The 17,897-nt window shown below is 60.4% G+C and carries 19 protein-coding genes; 18 read left to right on the top strand and 1 reads right to left on the bottom strand.

What is annotated here, in order from left to right; all coding sequences use genetic code 11:
- Window positions 1–3: 3 nt before the first annotated feature.
- The 18 genes from GOX66_RS15315 to GOX66_RS15230 all read left to right on the top strand — a co-directional run bounded on the left by GOX66_RS15315 (window position 4) and on the right by GOX66_RS15230 (window position 16,761).
- A complete protein-coding gene (locus GOX66_RS15315; RefSeq protein ID WP_170763607.1) occupies window positions 4–411 on the top strand; it encodes a cupredoxin domain-containing protein in 408 nt (135 codons plus the stop codon).
- A 199-nt stretch (window positions 412–610) separates the two neighbouring features.
- Entirely contained in the window at window positions 611–1,372 is a 762-nt protein-coding gene (cobA, locus tag GOX66_RS15310; RefSeq protein ID WP_170763606.1) for a uroporphyrinogen-III C-methyltransferase, read from the top strand.
- The gene (locus tag GOX66_RS15305; protein WP_170763605.1) at window positions 1,365–1,715 is read left to right on the top strand and encodes a c-type cytochrome; all 351 of its coding nucleotides are present in this window, start codon (window positions 1,365–1,367) and stop codon (window positions 1,713–1,715) included. Before cobA ends, GOX66_RS15305 begins: the two co-directional genes overlap by 8 nt.
- Entirely contained in the window at window positions 1,712–2,857 is a 1,146-nt protein-coding gene (locus tag GOX66_RS15300) for a cytochrome D1 domain-containing protein (protein WP_170763604.1), read from the top strand. The genes GOX66_RS15305 and GOX66_RS15300 overlap by 4 nt, the downstream gene beginning before the upstream one ends.
- Before the next feature lie 3 nt (window positions 2,858–2,860).
- Entirely contained in the window at window positions 2,861–3,850 is a 990-nt protein-coding gene (ahbB, locus tag GOX66_RS15295; protein WP_170763603.1) for a siroheme decarboxylase subunit beta, read from the top strand.
- Window positions 3,847–4,296: an Lrp/AsnC family transcriptional regulator gene (locus GOX66_RS15290; protein WP_170763602.1), complete on the top strand. Its 450-nt coding sequence runs from the start codon at window positions 3,847–3,849 to the stop codon at window positions 4,294–4,296. The genes ahbB (GOX66_RS15295) and GOX66_RS15290 overlap by 4 nt, the downstream gene beginning before the upstream one ends.
- The gene (gene ahbB / locus GOX66_RS15285) at window positions 4,293–4,775 is read left to right on the top strand and encodes a siroheme decarboxylase subunit beta (protein ID WP_170763601.1); all 483 of its coding nucleotides are present in this window, start codon (window positions 4,293–4,295) and stop codon (window positions 4,773–4,775) included. The genes GOX66_RS15290 and ahbB (GOX66_RS15285) overlap by 4 nt, the downstream gene beginning before the upstream one ends.
- A 4-nt stretch (window positions 4,776–4,779) precedes the next feature.
- A complete protein-coding gene (gene nirJ / locus GOX66_RS15280; protein ID WP_170763600.1) occupies window positions 4,780–5,994 on the top strand; it encodes a heme d1 biosynthesis radical SAM protein NirJ in 1,215 nt (404 codons plus the stop codon).
- Entirely contained in the window at window positions 5,969–7,522 is a 1,554-nt protein-coding gene (locus GOX66_RS15275; protein ID WP_170763599.1) for a nitrite reductase, read from the top strand. Before nirJ ends, GOX66_RS15275 begins: the two co-directional genes overlap by 26 nt.
- Window positions 7,479–7,742 (top strand): hypothetical protein, encoded by a 264-nt coding sequence (locus GOX66_RS15270; protein WP_170763598.1) that lies wholly within the window; start codon window positions 7,479–7,481, stop codon window positions 7,740–7,742. Before GOX66_RS15275 ends, GOX66_RS15270 begins: the two co-directional genes overlap by 44 nt.
- Window positions 7,743–7,958: 216 nt before the next feature.
- Window positions 7,959–8,297, top strand: coding sequence for a DUF2946 family protein (locus tag GOX66_RS15265; RefSeq protein WP_237212625.1), 339 nt, complete (start codon window positions 7,959–7,961; stop codon window positions 8,295–8,297).
- Window positions 8,288–10,465: a NosR/NirI family protein gene (locus GOX66_RS15260; protein ID WP_170763597.1), complete on the top strand. Its 2,178-nt coding sequence runs from the start codon at window positions 8,288–8,290 to the stop codon at window positions 10,463–10,465. The genes GOX66_RS15265 and GOX66_RS15260 overlap by 10 nt, the downstream gene beginning before the upstream one ends.
- 16 nt (window positions 10,466–10,481) lie before the next feature.
- Window positions 10,482–12,389 carry a TAT-dependent nitrous-oxide reductase gene (nosZ, locus tag GOX66_RS15255; protein WP_170763596.1) on the top strand — a complete coding sequence of 636 codons (1,908 nt, stop codon included), beginning with the start codon at window positions 10,482–10,484 and terminating at the stop codon, window positions 12,387–12,389.
- A gap of 3 nt (window positions 12,390–12,392) precedes the next feature.
- Window positions 12,393–13,649, top strand: a complete 1,257-nt coding sequence (locus tag GOX66_RS15250; RefSeq protein WP_170763595.1) for a nitrous oxide reductase family maturation protein NosD — start codon at window positions 12,393–12,395, stop codon at window positions 13,647–13,649.
- Entirely contained in the window at window positions 13,639–14,532 is an 894-nt protein-coding gene (locus GOX66_RS15245; RefSeq protein WP_170763594.1) for an ABC transporter ATP-binding protein, read from the top strand. The genes GOX66_RS15250 and GOX66_RS15245 overlap by 11 nt, the downstream gene beginning before the upstream one ends.
- Window positions 14,529–15,350, top strand: coding sequence for an ABC transporter permease (locus GOX66_RS15240; protein ID WP_170763593.1), 822 nt, complete (start codon window positions 14,529–14,531; stop codon window positions 15,348–15,350). The genes GOX66_RS15245 and GOX66_RS15240 overlap by 4 nt, the downstream gene beginning before the upstream one ends.
- Window positions 15,347–15,862 (top strand): nitrous oxide reductase accessory protein NosL, encoded by a 516-nt coding sequence (locus GOX66_RS15235; RefSeq protein ID WP_170763592.1) that lies wholly within the window; start codon window positions 15,347–15,349, stop codon window positions 15,860–15,862. The genes GOX66_RS15240 and GOX66_RS15235 overlap by 4 nt, the downstream gene beginning before the upstream one ends.
- Window positions 15,859–16,761: an FAD:protein FMN transferase gene (locus GOX66_RS15230; protein WP_170763591.1), complete on the top strand. Its 903-nt coding sequence runs from the start codon at window positions 15,859–15,861 to the stop codon at window positions 16,759–16,761. The genes GOX66_RS15235 and GOX66_RS15230 overlap by 4 nt, the downstream gene beginning before the upstream one ends.
- A gap of 89 nt (window positions 16,762–16,850) precedes the next feature.
- Here the strand turns inward: GOX66_RS15230 and GOX66_RS15225 are convergent, their stop codons facing one another.
- Entirely contained in the window at window positions 16,851–17,828 is a 978-nt protein-coding gene (locus GOX66_RS15225) for an HpcH/HpaI aldolase/citrate lyase family protein (RefSeq protein ID WP_170763590.1), read from the bottom strand.
- Between the last annotated feature and the right edge of the window lie 69 nt (window positions 17,829–17,897).

Genomic DNA, 17,897 nt, shown 5'->3' with positions numbered 1-17,897 from the left:
ACCATGAAGACCCACCGCCTTCTTCCTGCACTACTGCTTCTGGCGTCACCAGCGCTGGCAGCCGATGAAGACGCCACTGCGATCTGCTCTGAGGCCGAAGAACGCTATGTCGAGCTGTTCGGTCAGCCTTCTTCAGCCGTTGAGGACGCCGAAGTGGTGCTGATGTACAAATACAATTTCTGCCCTGCCGAACTGACGGTCAAGGCGGGCACCACAGTGCGCTGGGTCAACGTGGACAAACGCACCAGCCACAGCGTGCTGCTGAAAGATGGCAGCCAACCTGAAAGCGACCGGCTATTCCCCGAGGAAACGGTTGACCTGACCTTCCTTACACCCGGGCCACAAAACTATCTGTGCGGCCCGCATTGGGAAACGCAGAACATGATCGGAATGGTCACGGTCGAACCCTGAGCCGAGGCAAAAACAGGCAAGATCAAAGGGGCGCGGAAGCAAATTCCGCGCCCCTTAACTTATGTCAAGGAGGTTGGTTTGCGATTGCGGCAACCTGCCCTCATGACACGCCCGGTTCACCCAGCAACGTCCCATATTCGCGCGTGGAAGCTGTCGATAAACCGGGTTCCGAAGACATTCAGAACGAGCGAGTTTGCATATGAGCGGTAAGGTTTTTCTGATTGGCGCTGGCCCCGGCGACCCTGAACTGATGACCCTGCGCGCCCTGCGCATGCTGCAAGAGGCGGATGTGGTGGTCTATGACCGTCTGGTTTCGGATGAAATCCTCGCGATGCATACCGACGGCGTGCGAATGATCCCTGTCGGCAAAGCCCCCAAATGCCACACCGTTCCTCAAGACCGCATCAACGAGATACTGCTGGAAGAGGCACGCGCCGGTCACACCGTGGCGCGGCTGAAGGGCGGAGATCCGATGATTTTTGGCCGGGGCTCGGAAGAAGCCGCTTATCTGATTTCTCACGGTATCGCTGTTGAATACGCGCCGGGCATCACAGCGGCACAGGGGGCGTCCTGTTCCACCGGCGTGCCGCTGACCCATCGCGGGCTGGCAACCTCGGTGCAATATGTCACCGGACACCGGCAGGCAGACAAGGTTCTGGACTTGGACTGGAAACGTCTGGCCGATCCGGATTCGACGCTGGTGGTTTATATGGGTGTGGCCAATATCGGTCAGATCGCGATGGGCCTGATGACCGAAAACCTGCCCGGCTCCACCCCTGTTCTGGCCATCGGCAAGGCCACCACACCGGATGAACGCCGCCTTGTCTCGCGACTGGATCAACTCGCTGCAGATGTACGTGAGGCGGATCTGAAAGCCCCCACGCTGTTTATCATCGGACGGGTGGTTTCGCTGTATGCGGATCGGCCTGTGTCGGAATTGCTGGAGCAGGCTCATGGCTAGCATCTTGCAAACGAACGGCGGGCATTCGGGCTGGACGGCGCGCGCCGTTCTGACAACTGCCGTTCTGGTGGCAACATCGGCTTTTGCCGCTGACGCCATCGATCCCAACGCCCTGAAACGGCTTGTCCATCAGGATTGCGGCTCATGCCACGGGTTGTCTTTGAAAGGTGGCCTCGGCCCCGATCTGAGGTCCGAGACCCTGCAACACTACGATCCGGACGTCCTGACCGGTGTCATCCTCGACGGCATCCCCGACACCGCGATGCCCCCCTGGCGACCACTGATCAGCGAAGAAGAAGCCGAATGGATCGCCCGCTACCTTCTGGAATCGGAGGCACAATGAAACATCTCGTCCTTGGCCTCGCGGCCGCCCTGATGATGACAACGGCATACGCTGAACCCACCGCCACCGGAGATCTGGGACTGGTGATCGAACGCGCCAAAGGCTCGGTCCTGCTGATCGACCAATCCGACCGGGCCGCACTGGCACGAATCGACGGGCTGGGCGATCTGTCCCATGCTTCGCTGGTCTATTCCCCCGATGAACGCTTTGCTTATGTGTTCGGTCGCGATGGCGGGCTGACCAAAGTCGATATCGTGACCCGCCAGATTGTAAATCGCGTCGTGCAGGCCGGTAACGCCATCGGCGGTGCAATTTCGGATGACGGTCAACTGGTGGCCGTATCGAACTACGAACCCGGCGGCGTACGTGTGTTCGATGCCGACACGCTTGACATGGTCGCTGACATCCCCACCGGCAGCAAAACCATCGGTCTTGTCGATGCACCGGGCCGCCGTTTCGTGTTCACCATGTGGGACACGGGCGAGACCTGGATCGCCGATTTCGCCAAGGGTGAACCTGAGATCACAAAGATCACGGGCATGGGCAAGAACCCCTATGACGCACTGATCACCGCCAATGGCCGAACCTATATCACTGGCCTGTTCGGCGAAGACGGTTTGACCGCGCTGGACCTGTGGTCCGAGACGCCAGAACCGATCCGCGTGCTTCCCGATTACGGGCGCGGGCAGGAAGAAATGCCCGTCTACAAGATGCCTCATCTGGAAGGCTGGGCGCTGACGGGCCGCGAGTTTGTCCTGCCAGCCGTAGGTCATCACGAAGTTCTCTGGATTGATTCCGACACCCTGACCGAGACCGGGCGCACCCAAACCCACGGTCAGCCGGTCTTTGCCATGGCCCGACCGGATGGGCGGCAGGTTTGGGTGAATTTCGCCCACCCCTTGAACGACACCATTCAGGTGATCGACAGCGTCAGCAAAGAAATCATCCACGAATTCCAACCCGGCCCCGCTGTGCTGCACATGGAATTCACGCCGCGCGGGCACGAGGTGTGGCTCAGCGTGCGCGATGCCAACAAAGTCATGGTCTACGACACGCAAACATTTGAGAAACTGCGCGAAATCGAGGCGGACAGCCCTTCGGGAATCTTTTTCACCGCCCGAGCGCATAAAACGGGATTGTAAGCGATGCATCACGTCACCGACCCGATCGATTGTCGCCTGTTAGATGATTTTCAGCGAGACTTTCCCATTACCGAACGTCCCTTTCAGGTGCTGGCAAATTCGCTTGGTCTGGACGAGTCGGAAGTACTCAATCGGCTGACACGTATGCGCGCAACCGGACGGATCACGCGCGTTGGGGCCACCATTGCGCCAGGCGCGGTTTCGGCCAGTACATTGGCCGCCGTCGCGGCACCTGAAGAACAGCTGGAAGAAATCGCGGCAATAATCGATGCCGAACCGGGCGTGAATCACAACTACCAGCGCGAGGATGACTGGAACCTTTGGTTTGTCGCCACCGGCCCGGACCGGGCGCATGTAAACGACACACTGGCGCGGATCAGTCGTGCCTCAGGCCTGCGCGTTCTGGACTTGCGGCTGGTGCGCCCGTTTAACGTCGACCTGGGATTTCGCATGTCTGGTGGCAACCAGAGCGTGCCCCGACCACGCCGGATTGACCGCTCGGCCATGCAGGAAGGCGACCGCGCGCTGTTGCAGGCTCTGAGCTCGGGCTTGCCTTTGGTGGCCGATCCCTATGCCGATCTCGCCCGCTCTCTGGGGTGGGAGGAAACCGTGGCAATGGAGCGGGTCACCGCCCTACATGCCGCCGGAATCATCTCGCGCCTCGGCGTTATTGTGCGTCATCGCGCATTGGGCTGGTCAGCCAACGCGATGGTGGTCTGGGACATACCCGCCGAACAGGTTGGCACCGCCGGACCTGCGCTGGCCGCGCATCCCGGCGTCACCTTGTGCTACGAGCGACGACCGGTTGAGGACGTCTGGCCCTATCGCCTTTATTCGATGATCCACGCCCGTTCGCGCGGTGAAGCGCTTGAGGTTCTGTCGGGCGCGACCTCTCTGCCGGAATTGTCAGGCGCGCGGCACAAGGTGCTGTTTTCGACCCGCTGTTTCAAACAGACCGGCGCGTTGATCCAACCCAAGGAGGCCGCCGCATGACACTGGACGCCACTGACCGCGCGATCCTGAACCGGATGCAGAATGACCTGCCGCTGACCTCGCGCCCCTATGCCGTTGTCGCCGAAGAACTGGGCCTCACGGAACGTGATCTTTTGGACCGGCTGTCGCGGATGAAGGATGAGCGGGTGATCACGCGCTTTGGTCCGTTTTTCGACGCAGCAGCTATGGGCGGCGCGTTTTGCCTGTGCGCCATGGCGGTTCCGGCCGAGAAATTCGAAACCGTCCTGACCAAAGTCAATGCGCATGCGGAAGTTGCCCATAATTATGAACGGACGCACCGGCTGAACATGTGGTTCGTGCTGGCCACCGAAACGCCCGAGGGGATCAAGGCCGCCGCCGATGCCATCGAACGGGAAACGGGGATTGAAGTCCTCCGTTTCCCCAAACTGCAGGAATTTTTCATCGGCTTCCGGGTGGCGGCATGATCAACGCATCAGACAGACAAATCATCGAGGCGTTGCAGGGCGGATTGCCCCTGACCCCTACCCCCTATGCCCAGGTGGCTGAAGATCTGGGTATGGATGAAGATGCGTTTCTAATCCGTTTGGCAGAGTTGAAGTCGCGCGGTGTGATCCGTCGTATCGCAGCTGCTCCGAACCACTACAAGCTGGGCATGACGTCGAACGGAATGACTGTATGGGATGTGGATGACGACCGCGTTGCCGAACTGGGAGCGCAAATTGGTGCCCTGCCTTTTGTCACCCATTGTTATGAGCGTCCACGCGCCCTGCCCGAATGGCCCTATAACCTGTTTGCCATGGTCCACGGTAAAGACCGTGGCGAAGTCGAAGAAAAGCGCGCCGAGATCACTGCAATTCTGGGCGATGCCTGCCGGGCCAAAGACATCCTCTATTCCACGCGCATCCTGAAAAAGACCGGGCTGCGCCTGAAAGCGAAAGGCTGAGATCATGTTCCGCCTGACCGAATATATGCACCAGCTGGTCAAACCGACCCCGGTGCGCAAACGCCGTCCCGGCCCAGTAAAACCGGTGGTGATCTGGAACCTGACGCGGCGCTGCAATCTGAAATGCCGCCATTGTTACACCGTCTCGGCGGATGTGGCGTTCCCGGGTGAGCTCAGTCACGAGCAAGCCATGGTAACCCTTGAGGATCTGGGCCAATTTCGCGTCCCGGCCCTGATCCTCTCGGGTGGGGAACCGCTGGACCGGTTCGATTTCTTCGATATCGCCAAACGCGCCCGCGATCTGGTGCCGATGCTGGCGCTGTCGACCAACGGCACGCGGATTTACGACGAAACCGCCGACATGATTGCCGATGTAGGGTTCAACTATGTCGGCATTTCGCTTGACGGGATCGGAGCCACCAATGACTGGTTCCGCGGTGTCGAAGGTGCCTTTGCCGACGCCCTGCGGGGTGTGCGGGAATGCAAAAAGCGCGGCATCAAGGTTGGTCTGCGCTTTTGCCTGACCGAGGGCACGCAACACCATCTGCCTGACTTGTTGCAGCTTTGTGATGACGAAGGTGTGGACAAGTTTTACCTGTCTCACCTGGTCTACGCCGGTCGCGGTGACAAAAACCGGGGCGAAGACGCCGAACATCTGCGCACCCGTAAGGGCCTCGATCTGCTGCTGGAACGCGCGTGGGAGGCCGCCTCTGGCGGACGCCCTCTGGACATCGTCACCGGCAACAATGATGCCGATGCGGGGTATTTCCTGAATTGGATCCGCGCGCGTTTCGACGCCGACAAAGCCGCCCATGTGCGCGAACATCTGGCCGCATGGGGTGGAAATTCCAGCGGTTTGGGTGTGGCCAATATCGACAATCTGGGCCGAGTTCATCCGGATACCTACTGGTCCGATTACACGGTCGGCAATGTGAAGACCAAACCCTTCTCCGAGCTCTGGACCAGCGATGACCCGATGCTGGCCATGCTGCGCACCCGCCCGCGCCCGCTGAAAGGGCGTTGCGGTGCATGCCAGCTCAAGGACGTCTGCGGCGGCAATACCCGTATCCGGGCCTTGCAACTGACCGGCGATCCCTGGGCCGAAGATCCGGCCTGCTATCTGTCAAACCAAGAAATCGGCGTGGATGATGCGGGCGAGCGCTTGCAGGTCACGCCGTTCCGGGGGAAAAGCCATGATCCGGCGCATCAGTTCTTTTGACACCCTGAAAATCGGTACGCTCTGTTCCCTGCTGCTGGCCGGTACCGCATGGGCGGATGCCCCGTCAGATTATGCCGAACACTGCGCCTCCTGCCACGGCGAGAACCGTCTGGGCGGCGTCGGCCCGGCCCTGATCCCCGAGACATTGAAACGGATGCGCGGCCCGCGCGTGGCTTCAGTGATTGCCGAAGGCCGTACGGCCACGCAGATGCCCGCGTTTTCGCATGAGTTGGACGCATTGCAGATCGAGGAACTGGCGGGCTGGCTGAAATCGCCGCTGGAGACCGACCCGGAATGGGGCGAGGCCGATATCATGGCCAGCCGCACGCTGGACGACGACTATGCCCCGGTAGACGCGCCTGTCTGGTCCAGCGACCCGATGAACATCACGCTGGCTGTTGAGACCGGCGACCACCATGTCAGCGTTCTGGATGGCGACACGTTCGAGGTGCTGGACCGGTTCGAGACTCCATTCGCTGTCCACGGCGGTCCGAAATTCAGCCCCGATGGCCGCTATGTCTTCATCATGTCTCGCGATGGCTGGGTCCAGAAGTACGACATCTGGGCGCTGAAACAGGTGGGTCGCGTACGTGCGGGCCTGAACAGCCGCAACATCGCCATGTCTGGCGACGGCAAATGGGTGGCCGTGGCGAATTACCTGCCCAACAGCCTGACCCTGCTGTCGACCGAAGACCTCTCGGTCGCGAAAGTCGTCGAAGTCAAAAGCAAAAAGGGCGTTCCCAGCCGCGTTTCGGCGGTATACCAAGCACCGCCGCGTGAAAGCTTTGTTCTTGCATTGAAAGACGTCCCCGAGATTTGGGAAGTCTTTTACGGCGACAACCCACCTCAATCCGGGTTGGGCCATGACTTCCGTATCGAAGGCCAGTTCAAGAACCCCGACCCCTTCCCAGTGCGCAAGATCACCACACCCGACTATCTGGACGATTTCTTTTTCGACCAGAGTTATGAATACGTCATGGGCGCGTCGCGTGACGGAAAGGGCGGTCAGGTGATTGATCTGGTCATCGGCCAGAAAGTGGCTGATCTGGATTTGCCGGGCATGCCACATCTGGGATCGGGGATCACGTGGCAACATGGCGACACGACCGTGATGGCCACACCGCACCTGACCGATGGCACCGTGTCGGTGATCGACATGGAAACCTGGGAAACCGTCAAACGGATCAAGACCGAAGGACCGGGATTCTTCATGCGCAGCCACGAGAACTCACCCTATGTCTGGGCTGATGTGTTCTTCGGCCCCAACAAGGACGCCATGCATGTGATCGACAAGCAAAGCCTTGAAATCGTAAAGACTCTGCGCCCCGCGCCCGGCAAGACAGTGGCCCATGTGGAATTCACCAAGGATGGCAGCCACGCGCTGGTCTCGATCTGGGAAGATGACGGCGCAGTGATCGTCTATGATGCGCAGACGCTGGAAGAGATCCGCCGCCTGCCGATGCGCAAACCTTCGGGGAAATACAATGTCTGGAACAAAATCACCTTCTCGGAAGGCACCAGCCACTGAGGGCAAATGGCCGGTCTGGAAGCTGGCCATTTTGCTGTACCCGGCCACGGCGTTGACCGTGGCCATTAACCTTTTTCTCGTGGGCCTGATCGCCAACAGTGCGGGGTTCGGTGTGATCGAACCTGTCACCGCGATCCTGTGGTCGATACCGCTGGGCGTTCCCGCATCCTGGCTGGCCGGGCGCTGGGTGCGCGGCTTGATGGATGAGGCTGACGACTAGGTCACAATTTTGCCGACACCTGACCTATGTCAAGTATCCGTCTGAGAGAATCCCGTAGGACTCCGGAAAGAACGCCGAGTTGGATTCTCTATGCCTGCCCCTGTCCTTCTGCACACGCTCCTTAACCGCGCATCGCGCGCGGTGTGTGTCTTGGCAGGCATCCTTCTTCTGCTGTCGCAAATGCTTGGTCCGGCACTGGCGAGTCCCGGACAAAGTATGTGGGTGGAGATCTGCTCGGAGGCAGGGGCGGTCTGGGTTCAAGTAGACCTCGAAGAGGGAACTGAAGATCCAACCGCGCCCTGTCCGAAATGTGCCGACTGCGCCCTGTGCGCAGTAACGGCAGCGGCCCCGGTGCCTGACCTGCCCGAATTGGCGCGGATCGAATTTGCGCAATCCATGCAAACCGTTGTTCCCAGCCAGTTCGGATCCAGCAATTCAGTCTGGCTCTGGCCTGAAACCCGTGGTCCCCCGGCCGCGCTCGAAAACAGAATCGAACGCGCCCAGCGCGCGTCCATGGCGTCAATCCAAATACCCGGAGGTGCGCCATGGTCGTAAGTCGCGCAATCCACTTTCTACTGGCCTTCACCCTGTCCTGCCTGATGGCGATCAGTGCCCATGCCGACAGCCTCGCCAGCTTCCTGCCCGACATCACTCCCGCCGATCTGGCCCCCGGGGCCGACGCCTTTGGTCCCGTGCGCGATGACGTGCCCGTCGCCCCTGTTCTGAAGGGCGGCGAGACCCTGGCCTGGGCTTTCCTAACCTCGGATTTCGTGGGCACCACCGGGTATTCCGGCAAGCCAATCCACGTAGTCGCCGCTATTGATGATGATGCCGTTCTGACCGGGGTTAAACTGGTCAAACACTCGGAGCCCATTGTTCTGATCGGCATCCCCAATTCCCGGATGGTCGAATTGACCGAAGGTTACACGGGCCTGGACCTCAAGCGCGAAGCTGAAACCGGGGGTGAGGGGCATGACCTCGACATCATTTCCGGCGCCACCGTGACGATCATGGTGATAGACGACAGCCTTGTGCGAGGCGGCATCAAAGTGTCCCGCGCACTGGGTCTGGGCGGCCTGTCGCCGTTGCAGGCCGATGGGCCGAAGCGCGAAGTCGATATGGCTAAAAATGCCTTCTATGACTGGACCACTCTGTCTGGCGACGGCTCAATCCGGCGACTGACGCTGGATGTCGGGCAGGTCAACGCCGCGTTCGAGGCCACGGGCGATCAGCGTGCCATCAAACGCCCGGAACCGGGTGAGCCGGATGATACCTTCATCGACATGCATATGGCGCTGGTCTCGGTCCCGTCGATCGGGAAATCCCTGCTGGGTGAAGCTGAATATCAGAACCTCGTGAACCGTTTGGACGAAGGCGAACAGGCCATTTTGGTGCTGGGTCGCGGGGCATATAGCTTCAAAGGCTCAGGGTATGTGCGCGGGGGTATTTTTGACCGGATTCAGTTGATCCAGGGCGACAACTCGGTCCGCTTCTTTGACAAGCAACAAGAGCGCCTTGGCAAGGTTGCAGCCTCTGATGCGCCCAGTTTCACCGAACTGGACATCTTCAAGATCCCCGCCGATGCGGAATTCGACCCGACCGAACCGTTCCGCCTGCAACTGCTGGTGCAACGGGCCGTTGGCGCGGTTGAAAAGACCTTTCTGACCTTTGATCTGGGCTACAAGCTACCCGAGCAATACTTGCTGCCGGTTGCTGCCCCCACCGTTGTCGATGACGCCACCGGCGAGGCCGCCGCCAAAGCCGCCCTGTGGAAACGTATCTGGAAGGATCGCACATTCGAGATTGCAGGTCTGGGCGTCATGCTTCTGGTGCTGACCGCGACCTTCTTCTTCCAGTTCCACGCCACGATGAATGCGCGCGTCTTCTACTGGTTCCGCATCGGCTACCTGACTTTGACCCTGTTCTTCATCGGCTGGTACGCCAATGCGCAGCTGAGTGTCGTGAACCTGATGGCGCTGGCCGGCAGCTTGCGCACCGGGTTCTCATGGGATGCCTTCCTGCTAGACCCGCTTGTTTTCATCCAATGGTTCGCCGTGGCTGCCGCGCTGCTGTTCTGGGGCCGTGGTGCCTATTGCGGCTGGCTGTGCCCGTTTGGTGCGCTGCAAGAGCTGACCAACAAGATCGCCCGCGCGCTGAAAGTGCCGCAATGGACCCTGCCCTGGGGCCTGAACGAACGCCTCTGGCCGGCGAAATACATGATCTTCCTTGGGCTTTTTGGCCTCAGTTTCGTCTCGATCCCGCTGGCCGAAAAATATGCTGAGATCGAGCCGTTCAAAACCGCGATCATTCTGAAATTCATGCGCGACTGGCCCTTCGTGGTCTTTGCGCTGCTCCTGCTGGGGATCGGGCTGTTCATCGAACGGTTTTATTGCCGCTATCTCTGCCCGCTGGGCGGAGCGCTGGCAATCCCTGCCCGTGTCCGCATGTTTGACTGGCTGCGCCGCTACAAGGATTGCGGCACCCCCTGTCAGACCTGCGCCAACGAATGCCCCGTTCAGGCGATCCACCCCACCGGTGAGATCAACCCGAACGAGTGCGTCACCTGCCTGCATTGTCAGGTGCTCTACCAGTCCGAGACGAAATGTCCCGTCGTCATCCGCCAGCTGAAACGGCGGGCCAAGACAGGGTCGGTCGACCTAAAGACCCCGCTCGGACAACCACCGGCGAACCATCCGAACGCCAAACCGCAATCCGTTTCCTAAAAAAGGAGGAACGATCATGTCGGACAACGAAAACAAACTGAACATCACACGCCGCGGGATGCTGGGTGCAACCGCAACCGGCGCCGTGATTGCCGGGACCGGTCTGGGCTCGACCCTGATGACCGCGAAAGAGGCAAGCGCTGCGGCCAATGCCAATCTGCAGCCCGGTGAACTGGACGAGTATTACGGCTTCTGGTCCTCGGGTCAGACCGGTGAATTGCGCATCCTGGGCTTCCCGTCCATGCGCGAACTGATGCGGGTACCGGTGTTCAACCGCTGCTCGGCCACCGGCTGGGGTCAGACCAACGAGTCGCTGAAAATCATGACCGACGGTCTGCTGCCGGAAACCAAAGAGTTTCTCGCCAAGCGCGGCATGAAAACCTACGACAACGGCGACCTTCACCACCCGCATATGTCGTTCACCGACGGCACCTATGATGGCCGTTACCTGTTCATGAACGACAAGGCCAACACCCGCGTCGCCCGCGTGCGCTGCGACGTGATGAAATGCGACAAGATCACCGAGATCCCGAACGCCAAGGCGATCCACGGTCTGCGTCCGCAGAAATTCCCACGCACCGGCTATGTATTTGCCAACGGTGAAGACGAAACTCCGCTGGTCAATGACGGCACCGTGCTGGACGATCCGTCGCAGTACGTGAACATCTTCACCGCGCTGGACGGCGACACCATGGAAGTGGCATGGCAGGTGATCGTGTCGGGCAACCTCGACAACACCGACTGCGACTATCAGGGCAAATACGCCTATTCGACCTCGTACAACTCGGAAATGGGTATGAACCTGGCCGAGATGACCGAGAACGAGCTGGACCACGTCGTTGTCTTCAACCTTGCTGAAATCGAAAAAGGTATCGAGGCCGGTGACTATCAGGAACTGAAAGGCGTCAAGGTTCTGGACGGCCGTAAGGGTCAGAACAAGAACTACACCCGCTACATTCCGATCCCGAACTCGCCGCACGGTATCAACACCGCGCCTGACGGCAAGCACGTCTGCATCAACGGTAAGCTGTCGCCGACCGTTTCGATCATGGACGTGACCAAGCTGGACGCCCTGTTCGAAAGCGATGCCGACCCGCGGTCCTGCATCGTGGGTGAGCCGCAGCTGGGTCTTGGCCCGCTTCACACCGCTTATGACGGTCAGGGCAACGCGTTCACCACGCTGTTCCTGGACAGCCAGATCGTGAAGTGGAACATCGAAAAGGCAATCGAGGCTTACGGTGGCGCCGATGTGGACCCGATCATCTCGAAGGTCGACGTGCACTATCAGCCGGGTCACAACTCGACCTCCATGGGCGAAACCAAGGATGCAGACGGCAAGTGGCTGATTTCGATGAACAAGTTCTCGAAAGACCGCTTCCTGAACGTAGGCCCGCTGAAGCCCGAGAACGAGCAGCTGATCGACATCTCGTCCAACGAGATGAAAGTGGTTCACGACGGTCCGACCTTTGCCGAGCCGCATGACTCGATCATCGTTCGCAGCGACATCGTCAACCCGGTCAATGTTTGGGATCGTGCCGACGTCACCTGGGAAGACGCCCGCAAACAGGCCGAAGCCGATGGCATCGATCTGGAAGAAGGTGCTGAAGAGCCCATCCGTGACGGCAACAAGGTACGGGTCTACATGACTTCGCAGGCACCGACCTTCAGCCTTGAGAAGTTCACCGTCAAACAGGGTGACGAGGTGACGGTCTACATCACCAACCTGGATGACGTGGACGATGTGACCCACGGCTTCTGCCTGGGCAACTACGGCATCGCGATGGAAGTCGCACCGCTGGCAACCGCCTCGGTCACCTTCACCGCTGACCGTCCGGGCGTGCACTGGTTCTATTGCCAGTGGTTCTGCCACGCGCTGCACATGGAAATGCGCGGCCGGATGCTGGTCGAACCGCAGGGAGCATAACCCATGCGTTGGCCCCTGCTCGTACCGCTCCTGCTCGGCTCGCCCCTTTGGGCGGCGGACTGGGATGTGCCCAACCGGGCGGGGGCCATCAATGAAATATTGGTGCAGGCGGCGGATGGAGACACCCTCCGCCTGAGCCCCGGTGTTTACACCGAAACACTGATTCTGGACCGGCCCGTCACCATCGACGGGCTGGGACAGGCTACCATCGACGGTCAAGGCAATGGCAGCGTCATCACCGTGACCGGGCCGGGCGTGACCGTTCGTGGTCTGACGGTGATCGGCTCGGGCTCAAGCCATGACGGGATCGACAGTGGCATCCAGCTGACCAAAACGGCCAAAGCGCCGGTGGTCGAGGATAACGTGTTGCTGGGCAACCTCTATGGCATCGACATTCACGGAGCCAAGGACAGCATCGTACGCGGCAACCGGATCGAAGGGCGACAGGACCAGCGGATGAACGACCGCGGCAACGGAGTCTACGTCTGGAACGCGCCGGGTGCGCGGGTCGAAGACAATGAGATCCGCTATGGCCGCGACGGGATCTTTGTGAACTCGTCCAAGAAAAACACCTTCACAGGCAACCTGTTCCGCGATCTGCGCTTTGCCGTGCACTACATGTATGCCGACGACTCGGTCGTCAGCGACAATGTCTCAATCGGCAATGATCTGGGCTATGCGGTGATGTTCACGACCAATGTGACCGTTGCCAACAATGTCTCAATTGGCGACCGCGAACATGGTGTGATGCTGAACTATGCCAACAAGAGCGTCATCACTGGCAACGTGGTGAAAGGTGCCAAGGAAAAATGCACCTTCCTCTATAACTCCAACAAGAACGAATTCACCGATAACTGGTTCCAGGGATGCGGCATAGGCATCCACTTTACCGCCGGCAGCGAACGCAACCGCATCGTTGGCAACGCCTTTGTCGGCAACCGGACACAGGTGAAATACGTCTCGACCAAATGGGTCGAGTGGTCCGAAGACGGGCGCGGCAATTACTGGTCCGATTTCGCCGCCTATGATGTGGATGGCAACGGCATCGCCGATGCTCCATATCGCCCCAACGACAGTATGGACCATGTGCTGTGGACCCAACCCTCAGCCAAACTGCTGCTCGGCTCCCCCGCCGTGCAACTGGTGCGCTGGTCGCAATCCGCCTTCCCGGCCCTGCTGCCGGGTGGCGTGATGGACAGCAACCCATTGATGCAAGCCCCTGAACCCCCAGCTATGAAAAAGGTGCCTCATGACGGATAAGGCCCTAGTTATCGACCACGTCAGCAAGGATCGCGGAAAAACCCGCGTTCTTGACGATATCACCCTGTCCCTTGCCCCCGGTCAGCGCGTGGCGCTGCTGGGCCATAACGGCGCGGGCAAGTCGACCCTGATCAAATCCATCCTCGGCCTGACGCCGATCCACGGCGGAGCCATTCGAATCGGCGACGCCACCCCCGGCAGCGCGCAGGCGCGGCGCGAGACGGCCTATCTGCCCGAAGCCGTGTCGTTTCACCCAGCCTTGACGGGGCGCGAGCAGCTGACCCTGTTCGCAAAACTGTCAGGCACCAAAGCCGATGTGCCCGGCCTGCTGGATCGTGTTGGCCTCAGCGACGCGCTGGACCGCCGGATCGGTGCTTATTCCAAGGGCATGCGGCAACGTCTGGGTCTGGCACAAGTACTGCTGGGCCATCCCAAAATGGCGCTGCTGGACGAGCCGACTTCAGGGCTGGACCCGATTTCACGGCAGGATCTCTATGCCATAATCGACGAACTGGCTGCTCAGGGCACTGCGGTTCTGATCGCCTCTCACGCCCTGACCGAGGTCGAGGCCCGCACGGACCGGATCGCCATCATGCGCAAAGGTCGGATGGTGGCTGACGACACGCTGACCAACCTGTCGGCTTTGGCCGGCCTGCCGATCCGCCTGCGTGTCCGCGCCAGCACTAATCCCGAAGCGCTGGCAGCCGAACTTGGCGGCGACCGGATCAACGGCGCGTCTGTCGAACTGCTCTGCACCCCCGACGACAAGATGGAGGCCCTACGACGGATCGCCAACATGGGCGACGCTGTGGCGGATGTGGAAATGACCCCGCCCAAGCTGGAAGACCTCTATCGCCATTACGCTCAGGAGGATTTGCAATGACCCGCTTCCTCGCCATCACCCGCACCGAGATGCTGATCCTGCGCCGTAACCGCTGGCTGCTGATGGTCACACTGATTATGGTACTGTTTGCTTTGGCCCTGACCTTCGCAGGCAGCGCACCGACCGGCACACTGGGTGTTGATATGCTGACCGTTTCGGTCGCCTCGATGACAACCCTGTCTGTCTACCTTGCCCCGCTGCTGGCGTTGATGATTTCCTTCGACGCCATCGCCGGCGACGTGGACCGGGGCAGCCTGTCGCTGCTGCTGTCATACCCCGCAGGGCGCGGGGAAATCCTGTTGGGCAAGTTCACTGCCCATCTCGCCGCACTCGCCTTTGCCATGACTGTCGGCTTCGGCACCGCCGGTGCGGTGGCGGCATGGTTCGGCGGAGCGGGCACTGAAAGCCTGATTGCTCTGCTACGCCTTATCCTGACTTCCATCCTGCTTGGCGCCGTGTTTCTGGCGCTGGGATACCTGCTGTCTGCCCTGGCTAGGGGCGCCACGGCGGCAGCAGGTATGTCGGCCGGGCTCTGGCTGGTCTTTGTCGTCCTCTATGATCTGGGCCTGTTGGGGGCTGTCGTCATGGACGAGGGCGGCACTTTCACCCGATCCGTCTTTCCATGGGTGATGGTAGCCAACCCGGCCGACGCATTCCGTCTGTGGAATATCGCCGCGACCGAAGGCGTCGCGATGGCGTCCGGCATGACTGGGGCCGCACAGGCCCTGCCCGTCTGGGCCGCGCCTGCGTCGCTGTTGATTTGGCCGGTGCTGGGCTTTGCCCTTGCGCGCCTGGCTTTCCGGAGGGTCGAGCCGTGAAGCGCTTTGCCCTGATCGCGCTGATTGCCCTGTCGGCCTGTAAAGAGGAACAGATCGCCGCCCCCGACCCGGTCGATCTGACCCCGGACGCGCTGAGCTTCTTCTGTCAGATGAACATCGCAGAACATGGCGGACCAAAAGGGCAGATTCATCTGGAGGGCTACCCGGTGCCGCTGTTCTTTGCACAGGTGCGCGACATGGTGGCTTATCTCAAAAGCCCCGAACGGGATGCCGAAATCACTGCCGTCTACGTCAGCGATATGGGTGTCGCACCCAACTGGCGGCAACCCGGCATCTCCAACTGGATCGCCGCGGACGGCGCAACCTTTGTCGTTGGGGCCAATGTCGCGGGCGGCATGGGCGCGCGCGAGGTTGTTCCCTTTGCCAATCCTGACGATGCCACGGCTTTCATCGAACAATACGGCGGCTCTTCCCTGCCACTTTCCGACATTCCCGACACCGAGGTTCTGGGCCCCGTCGATCTGGACCTGAAACTGGAGACCCCCTCATGACTCTGCTCTCCCGCCGCCGGTTCCTCACCATGTCTGCCGCCTGCGCGGCCTTTCCTGCCGGTGCGTCCCCCGCCCCGGTCGCCCATTGGCGCGGGGTCGCGCTGGGGGCAGCGGCCAGTTTGCGGCTGGAAGGGCTGACCGATGCACAAGCTGCGCCGATCATTGCAGCGGTCGAGGCTGAGGTGAACCGTCTGGAGAACATCTTCAGCCTGTACAGGCCGCAATCGGAACTGAGCCGGTTGAACCGTGACGGTCACCTGTCGGCTCCGTCGCCCGAGTTGTTGAATGTCCTCAGTCTGTGCACCGCACTGCACAAGGCCTCAGGCGGTGCTTTCGATCCAACGATCCAGCCCGTCTGGAGCGCGCTCGCAATCGGTGCGACCCCGGCTGAACTCCGAACTGCCGAAGGTACGGTCAGTTGGAGCCGCGTCACCGTTCTGACCGGTGAAATCCGCCTGCCCCAACCGGGTAAATCAGCGCTTACCCTGAACGGTATCGCCCAAGGCGCCATTACTGATCGCATCAGCGCTTTGCTTGCCTCACATGGGTTGCGCGATGTGCTTGTGAACATGGGGGAAATCGCGGCCCGAGGGCGACGCAGCGACGGACAGGACTGGCGCGTCGGTCTGGCCGGAGCCGCGGGCAAAGTTCATAAAACCATTGAACTTCGGGACCGGGCCGTTGCGACCTCCGCCTCCAACAGCGTTATGCTTACTGATGAGCAGGGTCACATCCTCAACCCCAAGGGAGATAACCGACAGGAACTTGTCGTCTCTGTTTCCGCACCCAGCGCAGCCATCGCCGATGGTCTGTCAACGGCCTTGTGCGTGGTTCCGAGATCACAAGTGAACTCCGTGATCGCTTCTTTTCCCGAGGTCAGGCTTGAGATGTGCATCTGATCATCAGGGCCAGTCGGAGATTTCTTCTGTAGAAAGAAATTGCGAGGCCGGAATAGCCTCGCAATTCTCGTTTATATGTCAGCAGCGGATCAGGCCGCGGCGATCTGACCGGCTTTTTCAACCAGCACCTCGGCCTGGCGGATCGAGGCATAATCGATCAGACGGCCATCCAGCGACACAGCGCCTTTTCCGGAAGCTTCGGCTTCGGCCATTGCGACCAGAATGCGCTGCGCCTTGGTCACTTCTGCATCGGATGGAGACATGACCTCGTTGGCCAGTGCGATCTGGCTGGGGTGGATGGCCCATTTGCCTTCGCAGCCCAGAACCGCAGCACGTTTTGCCGCCGCCCGGTATCCGTCCGGATCCTGAAAGTCGCCGAACGGACCGTCAATCGGGCGCAGGCCATTCGCGCGGGCCGCGACCACCATGCGGGCCAGCGCATAGTGCCACATATCGCCCCAATGGGTCAGGCGACCACCGTCGGCGTCCGCATCCGTCAGAACGGAATAGTCGGGGTTTACACCACCGATGATCGTGGTCCGCGCGCGCGTCGAAGCCGCGTAGTCGGCAACGCCGAAATGCAGGCTTTCATTACGCTTCGACGCGGCAGCTATCTCGCCGACATTCTGCATGCCAAGCGCCGTTTCGATGATATGTTCGAACCCGATCCGCTTTTTGTAGCCCTTGGCATCCTCGATCTGGGTCACCAGCATATCGACGGCATAGACGTCGGCGGCGGTTCCAACCTTTGGAATCATGATCAGGTCCAGCCGTTCGCCAGCCTGTTCGACCACATCAACCACGTCGCGATACATGTAATGCGTGTCCAGTCCGTTGATCCGCACCGACATGGCCTTGCTGCCCCAGTCGATGTCGTTCAGCGCCTCGATGATGTTCTTGCGGGCCTGTTCTTTTTCATCAGGCGCGACGGCGTCTTCCAGATCGAGGAAGATGACGTCCACATCCGACTTTGCCGCCTTTTCGAACATACCCGGCTGGCTGCCGGGGACAGCCAGTTCGCTGCGGTTCAGGCGGGCGGGGGCTTGATCTATGGAATGAAAGCTCATGTTTTAGGGTCCTTCGTCTTACAGGTTCGGGTAGATCGGGAAGCGGGCGCAGAGTTCGGCGACTTCGGC

The organism is Ruegeria lacuscaerulensis, from assembly GCF_013031245.1.
In the GTDB taxonomy this organism is placed as follows: domain Bacteria; phylum Pseudomonadota; class Alphaproteobacteria; order Rhodobacterales; family Rhodobacteraceae; genus Ruegeria; species Ruegeria lacuscaerulensis_C.
This window is presented reverse-complemented; position numbering and strand designations above follow the sequence as displayed.

Bases quoted from the DNA above. Each gene is read 5' to 3' on its own strand.
- GOX66_RS15315 (WP_170763607.1), top strand. From the start codon at position 4: ATGAAGACCCACCGCCTTCTTCCTGCACTACTGCTTCTGGCGTCACCA.
- cobA (WP_170763606.1), top strand. From the start codon at position 611: ATGAGCGGTAAGGTTTTTCTGATTGGCGCTGGCCCCGGCGACCCTGAA.
- GOX66_RS15305 (WP_170763605.1), top strand. From the start codon at position 1,365: ATGGCTAGCATCTTGCAAACGAACGGCGGGCATTCGGGCTGGACGGCG.
- GOX66_RS15300 (WP_170763604.1), top strand. From the start codon at position 1,712: ATGAAACATCTCGTCCTTGGCCTCGCGGCCGCCCTGATGATGACAACG.
- ahbB (WP_170763603.1), top strand. From the start codon at position 2,861: ATGCATCACGTCACCGACCCGATCGATTGTCGCCTGTTAGATGATTTT.
- GOX66_RS15290 (WP_170763602.1), top strand. From the start codon at position 3,847: ATGACACTGGACGCCACTGACCGCGCGATCCTGAACCGGATGCAGAAT.
- ahbB (WP_170763601.1), top strand. From the start codon at position 4,293: ATGATCAACGCATCAGACAGACAAATCATCGAGGCGTTGCAGGGCGGA.
- nirJ (WP_170763600.1), top strand. From the start codon at position 4,780: ATGTTCCGCCTGACCGAATATATGCACCAGCTGGTCAAACCGACCCCG.
- GOX66_RS15275 (WP_170763599.1), top strand. From the start codon at position 5,969: ATGATCCGGCGCATCAGTTCTTTTGACACCCTGAAAATCGGTACGCTC.
- GOX66_RS15270 (WP_170763598.1), top strand. From the start codon at position 7,479: ATGTCTGGAACAAAATCACCTTCTCGGAAGGCACCAGCCACTGAGGGC.
- GOX66_RS15265 (WP_237212625.1), top strand. From the start codon at position 7,959: ATGTGGGTGGAGATCTGCTCGGAGGCAGGGGCGGTCTGGGTTCAAGTA.
- GOX66_RS15260 (WP_170763597.1), top strand. From the start codon at position 8,288: ATGGTCGTAAGTCGCGCAATCCACTTTCTACTGGCCTTCACCCTGTCC.
- nosZ (WP_170763596.1), top strand. From the start codon at position 10,482: ATGTCGGACAACGAAAACAAACTGAACATCACACGCCGCGGGATGCTG.
- GOX66_RS15250 (WP_170763595.1), top strand. From the start codon at position 12,393: ATGCGTTGGCCCCTGCTCGTACCGCTCCTGCTCGGCTCGCCCCTTTGG.
- GOX66_RS15245 (WP_170763594.1), top strand. From the start codon at position 13,639: ATGACGGATAAGGCCCTAGTTATCGACCACGTCAGCAAGGATCGCGGA.
- GOX66_RS15240 (WP_170763593.1), top strand. From the start codon at position 14,529: ATGACCCGCTTCCTCGCCATCACCCGCACCGAGATGCTGATCCTGCGC.
- GOX66_RS15230 (WP_170763591.1), top strand. From the start codon at position 15,859: ATGACTCTGCTCTCCCGCCGCCGGTTCCTCACCATGTCTGCCGCCTGC.
- GOX66_RS15225 (WP_170763590.1), bottom strand. From the start codon at position 17,828: ATGAGCTTTCATTCCATAGATCAAGCCCCCGCCCGCCTGAACCGCAGC.